8 protein-coding genes are annotated in these 19,711 nt (G+C 73.7%); 3 read left to right on the plus strand and 5 right to left on the minus strand.

The features are described 5' to 3' along the window. Positions 1-11 precede the first annotated feature (11 nt). Positions 12-6,014, minus strand: a complete 6,003-nt coding sequence (locus tag KM427_RS23360) for an Ig-like domain-containing protein (protein ID WP_215525498.1) — start codon at positions 6,012-6,014, stop codon at positions 12-14. Between the two features lie 193 nt (positions 6,015-6,207). Further along, positions 6,208-6,843, minus strand: a complete 636-nt coding sequence (locus KM427_RS23365; protein WP_183595271.1) for an SAM-dependent methyltransferase — start codon at positions 6,841-6,843, stop codon at positions 6,208-6,210. A 43-nt stretch (positions 6,844-6,886) separates the two neighbouring features. Between KM427_RS23365 and KM427_RS23370 the strand changes: the two genes are divergently transcribed. After that, a complete protein-coding gene (locus KM427_RS23370) occupies positions 6,887-7,516 on the plus strand; it encodes a hypothetical protein (protein ID WP_183595270.1) in 630 nt (209 codons plus the stop codon). On the opposite strand, the gene KM427_RS23375 is transcribed toward KM427_RS23370, so the two are convergent. Both KM427_RS23375 and purL read right to left on the minus strand, forming a co-directional pair. Then, positions 7,493-8,164 (minus strand): alpha/beta hydrolase family protein, encoded by a 672-nt coding sequence (locus tag KM427_RS23375; protein WP_252274799.1) that lies wholly within the window; start codon positions 8,162-8,164, stop codon positions 7,493-7,495. The two genes, KM427_RS23370 and KM427_RS23375, sit on opposite strands and share 24 nt — an antisense overlap. Further along, positions 8,161-10,401, minus strand: a complete 2,241-nt coding sequence (gene purL / locus KM427_RS23380) for a phosphoribosylformylglycinamidine synthase subunit PurL (RefSeq protein WP_215525499.1) — start codon at positions 10,399-10,401, stop codon at positions 8,161-8,163. The genes KM427_RS23375 and purL overlap by 4 nt, the downstream gene beginning before the upstream one ends. A 173-nt stretch (positions 10,402-10,574) precedes the next feature. On the opposite strand from purL, the gene KM427_RS23385 reads away from it, so the two are divergent. After that, positions 10,575-17,492: a N,N-dimethylformamidase beta subunit family domain-containing protein gene (locus tag KM427_RS23385; protein WP_215525500.1), complete on the plus strand. Its 6,918-nt coding sequence runs from the start codon at positions 10,575-10,577 to the stop codon at positions 17,490-17,492. 16 nt (positions 17,493-17,508) lie between these two features. Here KM427_RS23385 and KM427_RS23390 read toward each other — a convergent pair whose 3' ends face one another. Beyond that, positions 17,509-18,057 carry a TetR/AcrR family transcriptional regulator gene (locus KM427_RS23390; RefSeq protein ID WP_215525501.1) on the minus strand — a complete coding sequence of 183 codons (549 nt, stop codon included), beginning with the start codon at positions 18,055-18,057 and terminating at the stop codon, positions 17,509-17,511. A 120-nt stretch (positions 18,058-18,177) separates the two neighbouring features. Here KM427_RS23390 and KM427_RS23395 point away from each other — a divergent pair, with 120 nt between their 5' ends. Beyond that, positions 18,178-19,650, plus strand: coding sequence for an MFS transporter (locus tag KM427_RS23395; protein WP_215525502.1), 1,473 nt, complete (start codon positions 18,178-18,180; stop codon positions 19,648-19,650). Positions 19,651-19,711 lie beyond the last annotated feature (61 nt).

The following is a 19,711-nucleotide window of genomic DNA, read 5'->3' on the forward strand; positions in this document are numbered from 1 at the left end:
CTGTCCTCTCGTCAGGCCGGTGGCTGCGCGCAGGTCACGCCGCCGACGACGCCGCCACCGGGCGGGCTGCTGATGTCGACCTGGACGGCGTTGCTGCCCATGTTGTTGGCGTTCACGAAGGCCGAGGCCGCGGTCGAGTCGGCCGACGCACCCGCGTAGCCGGGCAGTCGGAGCGTCGTCGAGTAGCGCTGGCGGAGCCGGACGTCCGTGGTCGCGCCGCCGGTGCTCACCGTGTTGCCGGTGATCGCGGCGCAGCCGCTGAAGGTGGCCCCGGCCACGGTGCCCAGGTTGAGGTGGATGCCGTACGCCGACGGGTTGCCCAGGTCGTACTGGGTGATGTTGTTGTCGGCGATGCTCGCGTCGATCGCACCGCCGGTCGCGATGCCGCCACCGCCGGCCAGGATCTCGATGCCGCTCGCGCCGTACTGCCGGATCTGGTTGGAGCGCACCGCCCAGGTGCTCGACCCCTCACCCAGCGACTGGATCTTGACCCCGCTGCCGACCAGGGAGCCCGAGCCGACGCCGCCGGCGACGCCCACCGTGTTGCTCTGGAAGGTCCCGGTCTGGACGGAGGGACCCAGCCCCTTCACCGCGGTGAAGGCATTGCCCACGGCGCCCCGGAAGCTGTTGCCGGTGACCGTCGCGCTCATGACGCCGCTGCCGCCGCTCTGGGTCAGGGTGACGCCGCCGCCCGCCTCGGCGATCGCCGGGTGACCGTTGCTGAAGGTGTTGCCGGTGAGCACCAGGTCGGCCGGTCCGGTGCCGCTGTGGTCGAGCTGCAGCAGATCGCCCGCGGCGCTGAAGAAGGAGCTGTTCTTGACGGTGACCTTCATGCCGGCGGTGCCGGAGGTCTGCAGCAGCACCGCGTCGTTGGTCGGCGTGGCACCCGAGAGACCGAGCTCGACCTGGTCGAGTACCAGCCGGTCGAGGGTCCCGGTGCCGTTGCTGACCCGCAGGTTGTTGCCGGCCCCGCCCTGGATGAGCGTCCGGGTGATCGACGCCGACCCCGTCAGTCCGTCGAAGAAGATCGCGGAGTCGTAGTAGGGACCGGCCGGGGTGGTGCCGTTGGCACCGTCGACCACGCTGTCGGCCATCGTGAAGCCGACCACCCCGGTCCCCCGGATCGCGTAGTTGGCGTGGCCGTGGAGCCACATCCTGGTCAGCGACGGGGCGCGGGTCCGGTTGAGCACGATGCCGGTGCCGGTGGGGGTGGCGCCCGTGTCGTCTCCTCCGGCGGCGTCGGCGATCTCGCCGCCCGAGCACGTCGCACGGGTCGAGGTGGTGCAGCTGCCGCCGTCGCCGGTCACGGTGAGCGAGCCGGCGCCGGCCGTGGTGCCGGTGTCGTCGAGCCGGATCCCGACGGGGGCGCCGGTGGCCGAGATGCTCTGGAAGGTCACGCCTGCGGTGGCGATGGCGGTGCCGGACACGTCCAGCGCGGTGCCGGTCGTCGTGGCGATGCGGTTGCCGCTGCCGGTGACGGCGATCGAGCCGCCATCTACGGCGCGCAGCCCCGCACCGCTGGTCGCGCGGATGACGAGCCCGCCACCGGTGAACGAGAGGGTGTGTCCGCTGCTGGCCTGCATCGTGACCGCAGGCTCGGCACCGGTGTCGAGCTGCTTGGCGGCGCCGGAGAACGTCGTCGAGCCGCCGGTGTTGCCGGAGACCGCGATGCCGCCGCCGGCGTCGGCAGCGTCGGTGACGGAGCCGCTGAAGGTCACGGCGCCGCCGCTGCGCCCGGTGATCTCGACCGCTCTGCCGTCGCCGTCGTCGATCGATCCGGCGTACGTGACGTCGCCCGAGCCGCCGTCGAGGTCGAACGCGACCCCGGCCGCTCCGCTGACGGCGCTGGTGGCCGCGGCGCTGAAGACACCGCTGCCGAGTCCGGAGAGGCCGATCCCGGCGGTGGCGCTGCCGGTCGAGCGGACCCGGTCGAAGTGCAGCACCGCGCCGCCGGTGCCGATCACCGCGACCGCGGGCCCACCGGTCGCGTCCACGTCGGCGGTGGCGGCGGCGGGCACCTGCACGGTGCCCGCGTTGCTGAGCGCGAAGGCGGCTGCCGCTCCTCCGGTGGTGGTCAGGTCGAGGCCGGCGAAGGTCGTCGTACCGGTCGCATTCGTCATCATGACGGCACCCGAGAATGAGCCGGTGACCGTGATCGCGTCGAAGACCGACCCGCTCCCGAGTGCGGTGCCACTCACCTCCAGGGCCTTGGCGCCCTTCGTGACCAGCCGGATCGTGCCGGCGTCGGCGAACGTCACCGTGCCGGCGTTGACCAGCCGGATCCCGACTGCGGTGGCGGGCGGGCTCGTCGCCGCCGAGGTGTCCACGACCAGGTCCGAGACGGCGTACGTGCCGGTGGTGTCGGTGAGTCCGAGCGCGGGCCCCGTGCCGGCGACGCCGGTGTCGATGATCCGGAGGTCAGCGAGCGTGCCGCCGCCGGTGTCGCCGGCGGCACCGATGACGCCGCCACCGCCCGCTGGGTCGATCTGGAGGCCGCGCACGACGTTGGCGTCGTCGAGCGCGATGACGTCCGCACCGCTGGCGGTCAGCAGCGGCCGCGCCCCGGGCTCGGGCGCGACGAGCGCGACACCCGAGACGGTCAGGCCGGCGGCCTCGCCGAGCAGCCGCTCTCGCGGGTCCATCCGGAAGCCCGTGCCGAGGCCGCTGCTGGTGCCGTCACCGACGTAGACGAAGACGGTGTCGTCGGCCCCGGAGGCCGTCTCGGCCTCGGCGAGGGTGTCGAACGGCGCCGCGGCGGTGCCGTCCCCACCGGCCGGGGCGGTGTTGTCGACGTACCAGACGCAGTCGGCGACCGCGATCTCGACGGTGGCGGTGGTGGTCGCCAGCGGGCTCGCCGCGTCGGAGACCGTGTAGTCGAACGAGTCCGTGCCGGTGCAGCTCGCCGAGCCGGGCGGGTCGTAGCGGAAGGTCCCGTCGGCGCGCAGGTCGACCGTGCCGCCCAGGTCGGTGGTGATCGTCGCGGCCGTGATCGCCAGCGGGCCGGGGCCGTCGATGTCGGTGGCGGCCGCCAGCAGGTCGACGGTGACGGCCTTCGCCGGGCTGCTCACCGCGCCGTACGCCGCGGTCGGGGCATCGACGACCAGCGTGGTGTTGCCGATGGCGGCGCGTGGCCCCGCCAGCGTGAGCGTGGGTACGACGGGGGCGTCGTTGACGCAGGTCACCGTGACCTCGACGACGGCGGTGTCCCCGCCGTTCAGCTTGTAGGTGAACTCGTCGGGGTCGGTGCCGGGCGGGTCGTTGCAGTAGTCGGCCTCGGGCGCGTAGGTCAGCCCGCTGCCGCCTCCGGTGATCAGCACGGTGCCGTGCGCCGGGCCGCTGACCACCGCGTCGACCCGCTTCGGGCCGCCGTCGATGTCGGTGTCGTTGGCGAGCACGTCGAGCGCCGATGCGGCAGCGTCCTCCTCCACGGTGACCGTGTCGTCGACGGCGACCGGGGCGTCGTCGACGCAGCCGACCGTCACCTCGACGGTGGCGGTCGAGGTGCCCGGCGACAGGGTGTAGGTGAAGCTGTCGGGGCCGCAGTAGTTCACGGCCGGCTCGTAGGTCAGCCCGGTGCCGCCACCCGTGATCACGACCACGCCGTGGTCGGGCTGGGTCACCGCGCCGACCGACATCGGGCCGCCGTCGGAGTCGGTGTCGTTGGCCAGCACGGCCACCGGCGTGGCGGGGGCGTCCTCCGCGACGAGCAGGGTGTCGTCGACCGCCGTCGGCGGGTCGTCGGAGCAGGTGACCGTCACCGAGACGGTGGCGGTCGCACCACCCGGGACGAGCCGGTAGACGAAGGTGTCGGGGGCGGGGCCCGGCCTGGTGTTGCAGTAGCTCTCGGCCGGGCTGTAGGTGCCGGTGCCGTCGTCGTCGAGCAGGAGCGAGCCGTGCGCCGGGCCGCTGACCACCTCCGCGGCGATGGGGCCGCCGTCCACGTCGGTGTCGTTGGCCAGCACGTCCAGCTCGACCGGCGTGTCGACGGTCGTCGTCACGCTGTCGCTCACCGCGACGGGCGGGTCGTCGACACAGGTCACGGTCACGGTGACCGGGACGGTGGTGTTGCCCGGCCAGAGCGTGTAGGTGAAGCTGTCGGAGCCGCAGTAGTCGGCCGCCGGTCGGTAGGAGATCGTGCCCGCGATGAGGTCGAGCTGGCCGTGGCTCGCGCCGGTGGCGCCGGTCGTCGCCATCGGGCCGTCGTCGACGTCGGTGTCGTTGGCGAGCACGGGCACCACGGTCCAGCCGGAGTCCTCCGCGATCTCGAGGGTGTCGGCCACCCCGACGGGCGCGTCGTCGACGCAGGCCACCTCCACCGCTACGGTCGCGGTCGAGCCGCCGGGGGACAGCGTGTAGGTGAAGCTGTCGGGGCCGCACGCGTCGGCGTCCGGCTCGTACGTCGCGTCCGCGCCACCACCGGTGATCGCGACGGTGCCCGCCGCCGGCTGGGTCACCGAGTCGATCGACATCGGCCCGCCGTCGACGTCGGTGTCGTTGGCGAGCGGGTCGGCGGCTGTCGCCGGGTCGTCCTCGGTCAGCTCGAGGGTGTCGGCCACGGCGACCGGGGCGTCGTCGACGCAGTCCACGCTCACCGAGACCGTGGCGGTCGGTCCGTCGACGACCGTGTAGGTGAACGTGTCCACCGGCGGGCTGCAGAAGTTCGCCGCCGGCCGGTAGGTGAGTGCGGAGCCGCCGCCGGTGACGACCACGGTGCCGTGGGCGGGCTGGGTGACCGAGTCGATCGCGACCGGGTCGCCGTCCGGGTCGGTGTCGTTGGCGAGGACGTCGATCGTGGTCGCCGGCGCGTCCTCGTCCACCGTCGCGGAGTCGTCGCGGACGACGGTCGGGTCGGGCAGGCACCGGAGGTCGACGTCGACCCGGGCCGAGTCGCTGCCCCCGCGCCCGTCGGAGACCGTGTAGCGGAAGCCGGCCGAGCCGGTGCCGCAGCGGTCGGGCGCGGGGCGGAACACGATCTCGGCAGCGGCGATCTCGACGGTACCGCCGGACGCCTGGTCGACGGCGACCACGGTGAGCGGGTCGCCGTCGGGGTCGGTGTCGTTGGCGGTGGGGCCGCCGGTGCCGGTCGTCGGCAGCCGCAGGTCGACGTCCTCGTCGGTGGCGTAGGCGTCGCCGACCGCCGTGGGCGCCCGGTTCTCCGCGACATCGGTCACCTCGACGGTGAGGGACGCCGCGAGGCTCAGCCCACCGCGGTCGGTCGCCTGCACCCGCACCGACAGACGCGGCGCGGCCTCGAAGTCGAAGGGCCGGGCCGTCAGCAGGCGGTCGCCGTCGAGCACGAACGCCGCGTTGTCGTCGGCGCCGGCCCCCGGGACCAGGGTGAACTCGTGCGCGTCGCCGCTGTCGGGGTCGACGGCCTGCAGGCGGCCGACCTCGGTGCCGGCGGACTGGTTCTCCGCGACCCGGGCGGGCACCAGCCGCAGCTGCGTCGGGGCCCGGTTGCCAGGGGCCGCTTGGCAGCGTTCCTGCACCTGGGCTCCGGAGTCCGCCACCACGACGTCCTCGCCGCGGCCGCAGGAGATCCGGTCACCGGCGCCGTCGTCGCCGCGCGCGATCAGGCGGTCGCTACCCGGTCCGCCGAACAGGCGGTCGACGCCGGGCCCGCCGTCGAGCCGGTCCCGGCCCCGGTAGCCGCGCAGCTCGTCGTCCCCGGCCTCGCCGTACAGCTGGTCGTCGCCGACGTAGCCGCGCAGCACGTCGTCCCCGGCGCCGCCGTACAGCCGGTCGGCACCGCGGCCGCCCTGGAGGAGGTCGTCGCCGTCGCCGCCGCGCAGCACGTCGTCACCGCCACCACCGCGCAGCACGTCGTCACCGCCGCCGCCGATCAGTACGTCGTCGCCGCCCCAGCCGCAGATGACGTCGCGGCCGGGGCCGCCACGCAGCACGTCGGGACCGGGCGTGCCGTTGATCGTGCAGGCCGTCCGGTCGGCGGGGGCGGCCGGTGCGGCGGTCGCCGGGACCGGCGGCAGCAGCGCCGTCGTCAGTGCGGCGAGCACGCCGATCAGGAGAGGCGAGAACGCCCGGACTCGACGCGCACTCAATTGCTTCACCACTTCTAGACGCCCCACACACGGGCGACAGAGCCCGCGATCCCCACTGCGAGCGGCATTCTGCCAGTGGCCGCGACCGCGGGACGGATCGAGCCCGGAAGCGCTCGGATCCGGTCTAGACCGGACCGTCGGAACGACCTCAGCCGACGCGTCGGGCGACCAGCACGGCGTCGGTGACCGCGTGGGTCTCCTCGTGCCGGGCCTCGGTGCGCTCGCGAGCCTCGACCCGGATCTCGAACCGGTCCGGGTCGAGTGCCGGGACGAGCTCGTCGGCGCTGAACAGGACACCGGGCACCGACCACCGCAGCCCCGTGTGGCTGTCGTCGGGGTGGTGGCCGACCACGAGCAGGGTGCCCCCGGGAGCGACGGCGTCGGCCATCCGGCGAGTGGCGTCGACCATGCCCTGGTCGAGCAGGTGCAGGAAGTGCGAGGTCACCAGGTCCCACTGCTCGCCGGCGGGCGTCCAGGTGCGCAGGTCGGCCTGCCGCCAGGTGATGCGGTCGGCGACGCCGCGCTCGGCGGCATGCTCGGCAGCCTTCGCGAGCCCGGCGGCGGAGAAGTCGACACCGGTGACCTGCCAGCCCCGCTCGGCGAGCCAGATCGCGTCACCGCCCTCGCCGCAGCCCAGGTCGACGGCCCGCCCGACCGGCAGCTCGCCCGCCTCGGCCACCAGGACGGCGTTCGGCCGGCCGCTCCACGTGCGCTCGGGCCCGGCGTACCGCTCGTCCCAGGACGGCTGCTCGAAGTGCTCGCGGGTGATCTCCTCGTGGCTCATGCCCCCAGTATGGGTCGCGCCGCCCATAGGGCAGGCTGGTCCGGTGACACCTGCTGACGGCGATCGCCTCGCCACCTGGCTCGAGGACCTCGGCCTCGCCGCGCATCTGGGCGAGGCCGGGCTGCCGACCTTCACCCGCGACCCCTCCGGGCTCGCGGTGTGGACCGAGCCCGACCGGCTCGACGAGCTCGACCGACTCCTGCACAGCGTGGGCTCCGAGCCCGAGCACGCCGTCCCCGTCGGACTGGTCGTGCTCGCCCGCCAGGCCCGGCTGCGCACCGAGCTGCTCGCGAGCCCGTGGTTCACCTACGACACCCTCGCCGAGGTGCGCGGCGCGTCGGTCGACGCGACCCGGTACGCCGTCCACAAGGCCGCCCAGACCCACCGGCTGCTCGTCGTACCGGTGGAGGAGCGCACGATCGTCCCGGCCTTCCAGCTGCTGCCGGACGGCGAGCTGCGACCCGACCTGGCCCCGGTGCTCGAGCCCCTGCTCGCCGCCCGGATGGACCCCTGGCGCGCCTGGGCCTGGCTCACCCAGCCCGCCGCACTCACCCTCGGACAGGCCCCCGAACGCGCCGTCACCGACCCCGACCTCACCGACCTCGTCCTCCACGCCGCCGTCCGCCTCGCCGAAACGTTGAGTCGGGATTCAACCTCGAGGCAGGATCGCTAGCGTACGGGCCCAGGGGTCGGAGTCCGGGTCGATGACGGTGAGGTGATCGCCTTCGACCTCGATCAGGTGGGCGGGGGCGCCGGCGGCGCGGGCGGCCGCGACGTAGGCGCGGGACTGCGAGATCGGCACGATGTCGTCGGCGGTGGCGTGCACGCACCAGAGCGGTACGCCGAGCGGGACGCACCGGATCGGGTCGACGTCGTCGTCCGAGGCCCCGGGCGGGTGGCCGAGGAAGCGCCCGACCGCGCCGTCGCCGAGGCCGTCGTCGTACGCCGCGCGCAGGTCGAGGACGCCCGCCTGGGAGACGACCTGCGTGAGTCCGCCGTGCCCGGCGGCCCAGGTCGCGAGGTGGCCGCCGGCGGAGTGTCCGATCCCGACGACCGGGCCCGGCAGGTCGGGACGCGCCCGGATCGCGGCGCGCACGTCGTGCAGGGTGTCGCCCGCACCGGTGCCGCGGCGGTACTCCACGACCCAGGTCGCCCAGCCGCGCGCGAGCAGCGAGGGCACCAGCGGCAGGGCGTACTCGATGCCGTAGTCGGGCTTCCAGAAGCCACCGTGCACGAGCACGGCCACCCCGACCGGACTCCGGTCGGGCACCGAGAGCATCCCGAACTGCGACGGGTGGTCGCCGTACGGGACGCGCCTCACGAGAGCGCGGCCGGCAGGGTCGCGGTCCAGGCGGCGCGCAGCTCGTCGAGCGGGACGTCGAAGACGCCGTCGACCACGAGCGCGTCGCCGCCGGTGACGCCGAGCGCGGCGATCGGCACGCCGTGCTCCTCGGCCAGCTCGACGAGCCGCTCCGCGGCGCCGTCGGGGACGGTGACGACCGCCCGAGCGGTCGACTCGCTGAAGAGGCCGACGAACGCGTCGCCCGGCACGGTCACCGAGACGCCGACGCCGTGGCGCATTGCCGCCTCGGCGAGCGCCTGGGCGAGGCCGCCGTCGGAGAGGTCGTGGGCCGAGGTCAGCAGTCCGACGCCGGCGTGCAGCAGCCGGGCCAGCGCGCGCTCGGCCTCGAGGTCGACCGCGGGCGGCAGGCCACCGAGGTGGCCGTGCACGACGTGCGCCCACTCCGAGCCGGAGAGCTCCTCGCGGGTCTCGCCGAGCAGGAACACCCGCTCGCCACCGGCCGACCAGGCCGACGGCGTACGCCGCGTGACGTCGTCGACCACGCCGAGCACCGCCACTACGGGCGTGGGCAGGATCGCGGTCTCGCCGGTCTGGTTGTAGAGGCTGACGTTGCCGCCGGTGACCGGGATGCCGAGCTCGGCACAGGCGTCCTTGAGACCGCGGCAGGCCTCGGCGAACTGCCACATCACCGCCGGGTCCTCGGGCGAGCCGAAGTTGAGGCAGTCGGAGATCGCCAGCGGCACCGCGCCGCCGGTCGCGACGTTGCGGTAGCTCTCGGCGAGGGCGAGCTGCGCACCGGCGTACGGGTCGAGCTTGGCGAAGCGGCCGTTGCAGTCGGTGGAGACCGCGACGCCGAGGTTGGTCTGCTCGTCGACGCGGATCATGCCGCTGTCGCTGGGCTGGGCGAGCACGGTGTTGCCGCGGACGTAGCGGTCGTACTGGTCGGTGATCCACGACTTGTCGCAGAGGTTGGGGCTCGCGACCAGCGTCAGCAGCGTCTTGCGCAGGTCGTCGCCCGACGTCGGCCGCGGCAGCGCCTCGGCCGCGTCGGCCTGCAGGTCGTCCTGCCAGTCGGGGCGGGCGAAGGGACGGTGGTACGTCGGGCCGTCGTGCGCGACCGACCGCGGCGGTACGTCGACGACGCGCTCGCCGTGCCAGTCGATCTGCAGCCGGCCGGTCTCGGTGACCTCACCGATCACGACCGCCTCGACGTCCCACTTCGCGCAGATCGCCAGGAACGCGTCGACGTCGCCGGGCTCGACGACCGCCATCATCCGCTCCTGCGACTCGCTCATCAGGATCTCCTCCGGAGCGAGCGTCGAGTCGCGCAGCGGCACCCGGTCGAGCTCGACGTGCATGCCGCCGTCGCCGGCGGACGCGAGCTCGGAGGTGGCGCAGGACAGGCCCGCGCCGCCGAGGTCCTGGATGCCGGCGACCAGGCCGGCGGCGAAGATCTCGAGCGTGCACTCGATGAGCAGCTTCTCCATGAAGGGGTCGCCGACCTGCACGCTGGGCCGCTTGGCCGGGCCGTCGGCGTCAAACGTCTCGGAGGCGAGCACCGAGACGCCGCCGATGCCGTCACCGCCGGTGCGCGCGCCGTAGAGGATCACCTGGTTGCCGACGCCGGACGCCTTGGCGAGGTGCAGGTCCTCGTGCCGCAGGACGCCGACGCAGAGCGCGTTGACGAGCGGGTTGCCGAGGTAGCTCTCGTCGAAGACCGCCTCGCCGCCGATGTTGGGCAGGCCCAGGCAGTTGCCGTAGCCGCCGACGCCGGCGACGATCCCGGGCAGCACCCGGTGGGTGTCGTCGGCGTCGAGCGGGCCGAAGCGCAGCGGGTCCATCACCGCGACCGGCCGGGCGCCCATCGCGAGGACGTCGCGGACGATGCCGCCCACGCCGGTCGCCGCGCCCTGGTAGGGCTCGACGTACGACGGGTGGTTGTGCGACTCGACCTTGAAGGTGACGGCGTACCCCTGGCCGATGTCGATGACGCCGGCGTTCTCCCCGATGCCGGCCAGCATCTTGCCGACCGGGGTCTCCTGGCTGAGCTCGGAGAACTGCTTGAGGTGCACCTTGGAGCTCTTGTAGGAGCAGTGCTCGCTCCACATCACGGAGTACATCGCGAGCTCGGAGCTGGTGGGGCGACGACCGAGGATCTCGCGGATCCGCTGGTACTCGTCGGCCTTGAGGCCGAGGTCGGCCCACGGCTGCTCGCGGTGGGGGTCTTCGGTGGCGACGGCGACGGTGTCGAGCACGCGGCCAATCTACCGGCGAGCCGGACGCGCACCGGCACCGCACCGGCCCGGGTGCTCCCCCATGCTCGGTAACTCGTCCGCCGGCGCCGCACCTGGCGGCGGCGCGCGCCTAGCGTGCGAGCAGTCCGGGAGCCCCGGGCACCTGTCCGGGGCCGGAGGAACGGGGCGAGCCCATGGGTGCTGACGGACGACGGACGGCTCGGACGCAGCGGTCGCGAAGTGGGCTGGTCGCGCTGGCCGCGGTGCTGGTGGCCGCCGGGCTGAGCGTGGTGCTGCCGACGCCGGCGGCGGTGGCCGCACCCTGCGACGCCCCGGTCGCGAGCCCGGTCGCCTGCGAGAACACCAGGCCGGGCAACCCCGAGAGCGAGTGGGGCATCACCGGGGCCGGCAGCGCCTCCATCCAGGGCTTCGCGACCCAGATGAGCGTCAACGTCGGCGAGACCCAGGGCTTCAAGATCGACACCGCCGCCACGTCGTACCGCCTCGACATCTACCGGATGGGCTACTACGGCGGCCTCGGCGCCCGGTTCATCACCAGCGTGAGCCCGACCAGCATCAACACCAACCAGCCGAACTGCGTCACCGCGCCCGCCACCGGGCTCGTCGACTGCGGCAACTGGACCCAGAACGCGTCGTGGACCGTGCCCGCCACCGCCGTCTCGGGCATCTACTTCGCGAAGCTGGTCCGCACCGACGGCCCGGCCGGCTCCAGCCACGTCTTCTTCGTGGTCCGCGACGACGGCTCCGGGTCCGACCTGCTCGTCCAGACCTCCGACACGACCTGGCAGGCCTACAACGCCTACGGCGGCAACAGCCTCTACACCGGATCGCCGGCCGGGCGCGCCTACAAGGTCAGCTACAACCGCCCGTTCACGACCCGCGACAACGCCCCGGAGGACTTCGTCTTCAACGCGGAGTACCCGATGGTGCGCTGGCTGGAGTCCAACGGGTACGACGTCAGCTACTCTTCCGGGGCCGACACCGACCGCCGCGGCGCGGAGCTGCTCGAGCACGAGGCGTTCCTGTCCGTCGGGCACGACGAGTACTGGTCGGGCCAGCAGCGGGCGAACGTCGAGGCGGCGCGCGCCGCGGGCGTGAACCTGGCCTTCTTCAGCGGCAACGAGATCTTCTGGAAGACGCGCTGGGAGAACAGCATCGACGGCGCCGGCACGCCGTACCGGACGCTGGTCACCTACAAGGAGACCCACGCCGACGCGCGGCTCGACCCGCAGGACCCGCCGACCTGGACCGGCACCTGGCGCGATCCGCGGTTCAGCCCGCCGGCCGACGGCGGCCGCCCCGAGAACGCCCTGAGCGGCACGATCTTCACCTCCAACTGCTGCGCGATCAACATGGTCGTCGGGTCGGCCGACGGGAAGATGCGGTTCTGGCGCAACACCCGCGTCGCCACGCTCGGCACCAACCAGACCACGACGGTCGGCAGCAACGTCATCGGCTACGAGTGGGACGAGGACGCCGACAACGGCGCCCGGCCGGCGGGACTCTTCCGGCTGTCCCAGACGACGGGCAACGCCCAGGTCCTGCAGGACTGGGGCACCAACTACGCCGACGGCACCGCGACCCACGCGATGACCATGTACCGCGCGCCGAGCGGGGCGCTGGTGTTCGGCGCGGGCACGATCCAGTGGTCGTGGGCGCTCGACGCGAACCACGACCGCGGCTCGGCCGCGGCCGACACGGCGGCCCGCCAGGCGACGGTCAACCTGCTCGCCGACATGGGCGTGCAGCCGACCACGCTCCAGGGCGGCCTGACCGCGGCCACGGCGTCCACCGACACGACCGCGCCGACCTCCGCGATCACCGCACCCGCCGACAACGCGACCGTGCCCGTGGGCAGCCCGGTCACGGTCAGCGGCACCGCCGCCGACACCGGGGGCGGCCGGGTCGGCGGCGTCGAGGTGACCACCGACGGCGGCACGACGTGGCACCGCGCCACCGGCCGCGAGACGTGGACCTACACGTTCACGCCGAACAACGACGCGACCCTGCGGATCCGCAGCCGGGCGACGGACGACTCCGGCAACATCGAGACGCCGCAGCCCGGCATCACGGTCACCGCCGGCGCCGGTTCCGGCGGCGGCTCGGGCGGCTGCCCCTGCACGATCTGGCCGTCCTCGGCCGTGCCTCAGAAGACCGACCCGGACACCAGTTCCGTGGAGCTCGGGGTGAAGTTCCAGCCCGCGCAGAACGGCTTCATCACGGGCATCCGCTACTACAAGCCGACCCAGGCGACCGGCACGCACGTCGGCACGCTGTGGAGCGGCACCGGCACGAAGCTGGCGACCGCGACCTTCACCAACGAGAGCGCGAGCGGTTGGCAGCAGGCGAGCTTCCCGAGCCCGGTGGCGGTGACGGCGAACACGACGTACGTCGCGTCGTACTTCGCGCCGTCCCGCTACGCCGTGAGCTCGGCGTACTTCACCTCGGCCTTCACCCGGGGCCCGTTGACCGCGCTGCGCGACGGGGCCTCCGGCGGCAACGGCGTCTACCGCTACGGCAGCACCGCGGGGTCGTTCCCGACGGGCACCTACAACAGCGAGAACTACTGGGTCGACGTCGTCTTCGACAACGGCCCCGACACCACCAAGCCCACCGTCACCGGCCGCACCCCCGCCAACGGCGCGACCGGCGTCGCCGTGGGCGTGGCCCCGACCGCGACCTTCAGCGAGCCCGTCAACTCCGGCTCCATCGGCTTCGTGCTCCGCAACCCCGCCGGCACCCAGATCCCCGCCACCACCACCTACAACGCCACCACCCAGACCGCCACCCTCACGCCGAACGCCGCTCTCCAGCCGTCGACCACGTACACCGCCACCCTCACCGGCGCCACCGACCCCGCCGGCAACACCATGGACCCCACCAGCTGGAGCTTCAGCACCGTCGCCGCCGACACCACCAAGCCCACCGTGACCGGCCGCACCCCCGCCAACGGCGCCACCGGCGTCGCCGTGGGCGTGGCCCCGACCGCGACCTTCAGCGAGCCGGTGACCAGCGGCTCGATCGGCTTCACGCTGCGCAACGCCGCCGGCACCCAGATCACCGCCACCACCGCCTACAACGCCGGCACCCAGACCGCGACCCTCACCCCCAACGCCGCCCTCCAGCCGTCGACCACGTACACCGCCGCGGTCTCGGGGGCCGCGGACGCGGCCGGCAACACCATGGACCCCACCTCCTGGAGCTTCACCACGGCTGCCGCCGACACCACCAAGCCCACCGTGACCGGCCGCACCCCCGCCAACGGCGCCACCGGCGTCGCCACCTCCGTCGCCCCCACCGCGACCTTCAGCGAGCCCGTCACCAGCGGCTCCATCAACTTCGTGCTGCGCAACCCCGCCGGCACCCAGATCACCGCCACCACCGCCTACAACGCCGGCACCCAGACCGCCACCCTCACCCCGAGCGCGGGCCTGCAGCCGTCGACGACCTACACCACCACCCTCACCGGCGCCACCGACACCGCCGGCAACACCATGGACCCCACCAGCTGGAGCTTCACCACCGCCGCCACCTCGAGCGCCTGCCCCTGCACGATCTGGCCCGCGACGGCGACGCCGGCGGCGACGGACCCCGACACGGCGTCGGTCGAGCTCGGGGTCCGGTTCCGCACCAGCCAGGCCGGCTACATCACCGGCATCCGCTACTACAAGCCGACCCAGACCAGCGGCACGCACGTCGGCACGCTGTGGACCGGCACCGGCACGAAGCTGGCCACCGTGACGTTCGCCGGCGAGACCGCCAGCGGCTGGCAGCAGGCCACCTTCGCCAGCCCCGTGGCCGTGCAGGCGGGCACGACGTACGTCGCGTCGTACTTCACCCCGTCGAGGTACGCCGTCTCCTCCGGCTACTTCAGCTCGGCCACGACCCGGGGCCCGCTGACGGCCCTGGCCAACGGCACCGACGGCGGCAACGGGCTCTACCGCTACACCGGCACGGCCGGGGTCTTCCCCAACAACACCTACAACAACGAGAACTACTGGGTCGACGTGGTCTTCCAGGAGACCGCGGCGGACACGACCGCTCCGAACCTGATCGACCGGTCGCCCGCACCCGGGTCGACCGGCGCCCCGACCAACGCCGTGGTGTCCGCGACGTACGGCGAGCCACTGCAGGCCGGCACCGGCACCGTCGAGGTCCGCAACCCGGCCGGCACTCTCGTCAGCGGCACCACGACGCTGGACTCGGGCGGCATGCGCCTGGTCTTCCAGCCCGCGCTGGCACTGGCGTCGTCGACGACCTACTCGGTGCAGGTCAGCGGGGCCGGCGACGCGGCCGGCAACGTCGCCCCGCCGACGACCTGGTCCTTCCAGACCGCCGCGCCCGCGCCACCCGCACCCGACCAGGGCCCGGGCGGCCCGATCGCCGTCGTGACCAGCTCCGGCAACCCCGTCTCGACCTACCTCGCCGAGATCATGCGGGCCGAGGGGCTCAACGAGTTCGCCACCGTGGGGCCGGCCGCGCTCACGGCGAGCGGCCTCGCGTCGTACGGGGCGCTCGTCGTCGGCGAGGTGCCCGTGACCGACGCCCAGGTGGCGGCGGTGACCGACTGGGTGACGGCCGGCGGCGACCTCGTGCTGATGCGCCCGGACAGCCGCTTCCTCGGGCTCGCCGGCCTGACGGCCCAGTCCGGGACCGTCGCCGACGGCTACCTGGCCGTCGACCCGGCGACCGCACCCGGCGCCGGCATCACCAGCGAGACCATGCAGTTCCACGGCCCGGCCAACCGCTACGCCCTCGCCGGGGCGACCGCGGTCGCCGCGCTCTACTCGTCGGCGACGGCGTCGACGGGCCTGCCCGCCGTGGCCTGGCGGAGCGTCGGCCCCAACGGCGGCCAGGTCGCCACCTTCGCCTACGACCTCGCGCGGTCCGTCGTCCAGACCCACCAGGGCAACCCGGCCTGGGCCGGGCAGGAGCGCGACGGCCAGGCGCCGATCCGCTCGGACGACCTCTACTTCGGCGGCAGCGGCACGTCCGACTGGGTGAACCTCGCCAAGGTGCAGATCCCCCAGGCCGACGAGCAGCAGCGACTGCTGGCCAACCTGCTCACGGTGATGCGCCGCGACCGGATGCCGCTGCCCCGCTTCTGGTACTTCCCCGACCGGCACAAGGCGGTCGTGGTCGCCACCGGCGACGACCACGGCACCGGCGGCACCGCCGGTCGCTTCGACGCCTACCTCGCCGCCAGCCCGGCCGGCTGCTCGGTGGCCGCGTGGACGTGCCCACGGTTCACGTCGTACGTCTACACGTCGACGCCGCTGAGCAACGCCCAGGCGACGACGTACCAGGGCCAGGGCTTCGAGGTCGGGTTGCACCACACGACCGACTGCAACGACTTCACCTCCCTCGCCAACCTGCAGAGCGGCTACAGCTCGCAGCTGAGTGCCTGGCGGTCGAAGTACGGCGGGGTCCTCGCACCGGCGACGACCCGCACCCACTGCATCGTCTTCAGTGACTGGAGCTCGCAGCCGAAGGCCGAGCTCGCCAACGGCATCCGCCTCGACACGAACTACTACTTCTGGCCGGGCAGCTGGGTGCAGGACCGGCCCGGCTTCATGAACGGCTCGGGCATCCCGATGCGGTTCACCGACACCGACGGATCGATGGTCGACGTCTACCAGACGCAAACCTTCATGACCGACGAGTCGGAGCAGAGCTTCCCGTTCACCCCGAACACGCTGCTCGACCGGGCCCTGGGCGCACCGGGCTACTACGGCGCGTTCACGGCCAACATGCACACCGACGCGGCGACGACGTTCGAGAGCTCGCAGCTGCTCGCGTCGGCGCAGGCCCGCGGCGTGCCGGTGATCTCCGCCCGGCAGCTGCTCACCTGGACCGATGGGCGCAACGGGTCGTCGTTCGCCGACCTGGCATGGTCCGGCTCGACGCTGTCGTTCTCCATCCGGGTCGGCAGCGGAGCCTCCCGACTGACGGCGATGCTGCCGACCTCGGGACCCGGCGGGACGACGCTCAGCGGCCTGACGCGCGACGGCGCCGCCGTCCCCGTCACGCCGATGACCGTGAAGGGCCAGGAGTACGCCACGTTCGCGGCGTCGGCCGGATCGTGGTCGGCCTCGTACGCCGCCGGCGGCTCCGCGAGCCCCGCGGCGGCCCGGGTCGCGTCGACCACCGCCGACGGCACCACCGTCGCCTGGCGCACCGGCACCCCGGCGACGTCGACGGTGCGGTACGGCACCAGCGCCGGGTCGCTGGACCGGGTCGCGTCGACCGCCGATCGGACCACTCGCCACCGGCTGACGATCCCGGGCCTCGCGGCCGGGCGCGTCTACCACTACCGCGTGGTGTCGCGGGCCCCGGACGGGCGGACCCGGGTCTGGCCGCGGGCGGGGCTGCCCCCGGCGACCTTCCGGACGGCGGCGCTCGACCGGCGCGCGCCGACGCCGACGCGCATGCGCGCGCTGTCACTGCCGGACGGCACGGCGCGGGTGACCTGGTCGACCCGCACACCCGCCGCCTCCGTCGTCCGCTTCACCCAGCCCTCGACGCTGCGCGTGCGGTCCCGAGTCGACGACCGGCTGGTGCGGCGCCACGAGGTCGTGCTGACCGGGCTCCGGCCGAGGAGCACCTACTGGCTCACCGTCGGGAGCACCGATGCCCGCGGCCGGAGCGCGTCGAGCCGCCCGGTGGCGCTGCGCACCCGCGGCCCGGGGGTCGCCCTGCAGACGGCCCTCGACTTCCGGACCGGCCGGGTCGCCGGCGACCTGCGGATCGGCGACGCCGGGTTCGGACGGCTGGTGCTCCCGGCCGGCGGGTCGGGCACGTTCTCGTCGGCGGTACAGGACGCACGCGCCAAGGTCCACTGGACCTCGGCGGTCGTCCAGCGCTCGGGTGCCGCCCGGCTGGTGCTGAGCGTGCGGACCGGCGACCGGCCGCGGCCCGACCACACCTGGTCGGCATGGCGCCGCGTACGGGCGAGCGAGCTGGACCGTCCCGGTCGCTACCTGCAGCTGCGACTGCGGCTGACCGCACCGGCCGGGGCGCGGGCCTCGGTCAGCGCCGTGGGGTTCGCCCACGACGGCGCGGCCCCCGCCCCGATCGGCGAGGTGTCGTAGGGCTCTCCGGGGCGGGCTACCTCAGCAGGCCGTCCGCGACGACCTCCAGCATCGGGCGCACGGCGGGGGCGTCCAGGTCGCCCTGGTCGGCGACCGTCGCGATCCCGCCGACCAGCCGGCAGACCTGGAGCGTCTCGATGTCCTCGCGCAGGGCGCCGCCCTCGCGCAGCCGGTCGATCACCCGCTGGTTCGCCTCGGCGAGCACCTGGCACTTGGTGATGATCGGGGAGTCGGGATCGCCCATCGCGGAGGTGATCTTGGCGGGGCCGCCCTTGTGCTGGCTGATCAGCGCGACGTACTCCTGGAACCAGCCGAGCAGCAGCTCGCGGTCCGGGCCCTCCTGGGCGAGCGCCTGGTCGGCGGCCTCGGTCACCCGGTCGACCCACGACTGCAAGATCGCGTCGAGCAGGTTCTCCCGCTGGGGGAAGTGCCGGTAGAGCGTGCCCGGGCCGACGCCCGCGCGCTTCGCGACCTCGTCGAGGGAGGCGTCGTACCCCTGCTCGCGGAAGACCTCGCGCGCCACCTCGACGATGCGGTCGTAGTTGCGCTTGGCGTCGGCACGCACGGAAATCTCACCCAGGCCCTTGCTAAACGGAGACTGTCTCCGTATCGTCGTTCGGGAAGCGGAGCCACCCTCCGGATCTACTGTACCTCGGCCCATCCGGCCAGAACAGGACCACCACCCATGTCCTCTCGCCCCACCCTGCCCACCGAGCTCCCGCCGAACGCCGGCCGGGCCGCCACCGGGATCGCGATCGTCCTGGTCGCCCAGCTGATGATCGTGCTCGACGCGACGGTCGTGAACGTCGCCCTGCCCCGCATCGACGCCGACCTGGGCTTCGGCCCGGCGTCCCTCTCGTGGGTCCTCAACGCCTACACCCTCACCTTCGGCGGGCTACTGCTCCTCGGCGGCCGGCTCGGCGACGTCCTCGGCCGGCTCAAGGTCTTCGAGGTCGGCCTGGCCGTCTTCACCCTGGCCTCCGCGCTGGGCGGTCTCGCCCAGACCCCGGGCCAGCTGGTCGCCGCCCGCGCCTTCCAGGGCGTCGGCGCCGCGCTGGCCGCACCGAGCGTGCTCGCCCTGCTCACCACCAGCGCCCCCGACGAGGCCGCGCGGCACCGCGCCTTCGCGCTGTTCGGCGCCGTCTCCTCCGGTGGCGCCTCCCTCGGCCTGCTGCTCGGCGGCGTGCTGACCGACGTCGGCTCGTGGCGATGGACGCTGTTCATCAACGTGCCGATCGGCATCGCCGTCCTGCTGATCGCGCCGCGCTTCGTCGACGAGACCCAGCGGCGCCCCGGCCGCTTCGACGTCGTCGGCGCGGTGACGGCGACCTTCGGCGCGGTGTCCCTGGTCTGGGCCCTGATCGGCACGCCGGAGCACGGCTGGCTCTCGGCCCGCACGATCGGCGGCTTCGCGCTCGGCCTGGCCCTGCTCGCCGTGCTCGCCGGCACCGAGCGCCGCGTGGCGCACCCGATGATCCGGCCGCACCTGCTGCGCAGCCGGAGCCGGCTCGGCGCCCTGGCGGTGATGGCGCTGGTGGTCGGCGGCCAGTTCTCCATGTTCTTCCTGGTCGTCCAGTACCTGCAGACCGTGCTCGGACTCGGCCCCCTGGCCTCGGGCTTCGCCTTCCTGCCGCTGACCCTGGGCATCTTCGCGGTCTCGCGGGTCACCCCCGCACTGCTGGCCCGGTTCGGCCCGCGCACCCTGATGGTGGCCGGCACCGCCGGACTGACCGTCAGCTTCGCGCTGCTGAGCTCGGTCGGCACCGGCGACACCTACACCGGCGCCGTGCTGGTGCCGATGCTGCTCAACGGCGTCAGCGCCGGATTGGTGTTCATGCCGGTCACCGTGCTCGTCCTCGGCGGCGTCGAGCCCGAGCACGCGGGCGCCGCCTCGGGCCTGCTGCAGACCACGCAGCAGCTCGGCGGTGCCGTCGGTGTCGCGGCGATCGTGTCGGTGTACGCCGCGGGCGCGGTGCCCGGGCGGTTCGTGCCCGGCCTCCAGGCGGCCTTCCTCACCTCGGCGTCCTTCGCGGCGCTCGCCCTGCTGGTGTCCCTGGTCGTGGTGCGCACCCGACGGGGCCCCGCCCCGGCCGCTGCCTCCGCCCCGGAGCCCGCCCCGGAGCCGGAGGTCGAGGTGGCGGTTGCCGACGCTGCCTGAGCGCGACAATTACAGCGTTGTAGTTACCCAGGAGGCCTGTTACTCGTGTGATTCGTGAGGT

It is taken from the genome of Nocardioides sp. LMS-CY, assembly GCF_018732145.1.
Classification (GTDB): Bacteria; Actinomycetota; Actinomycetes; order Propionibacteriales; family Nocardioidaceae; genus Nocardioides; species Nocardioides soli.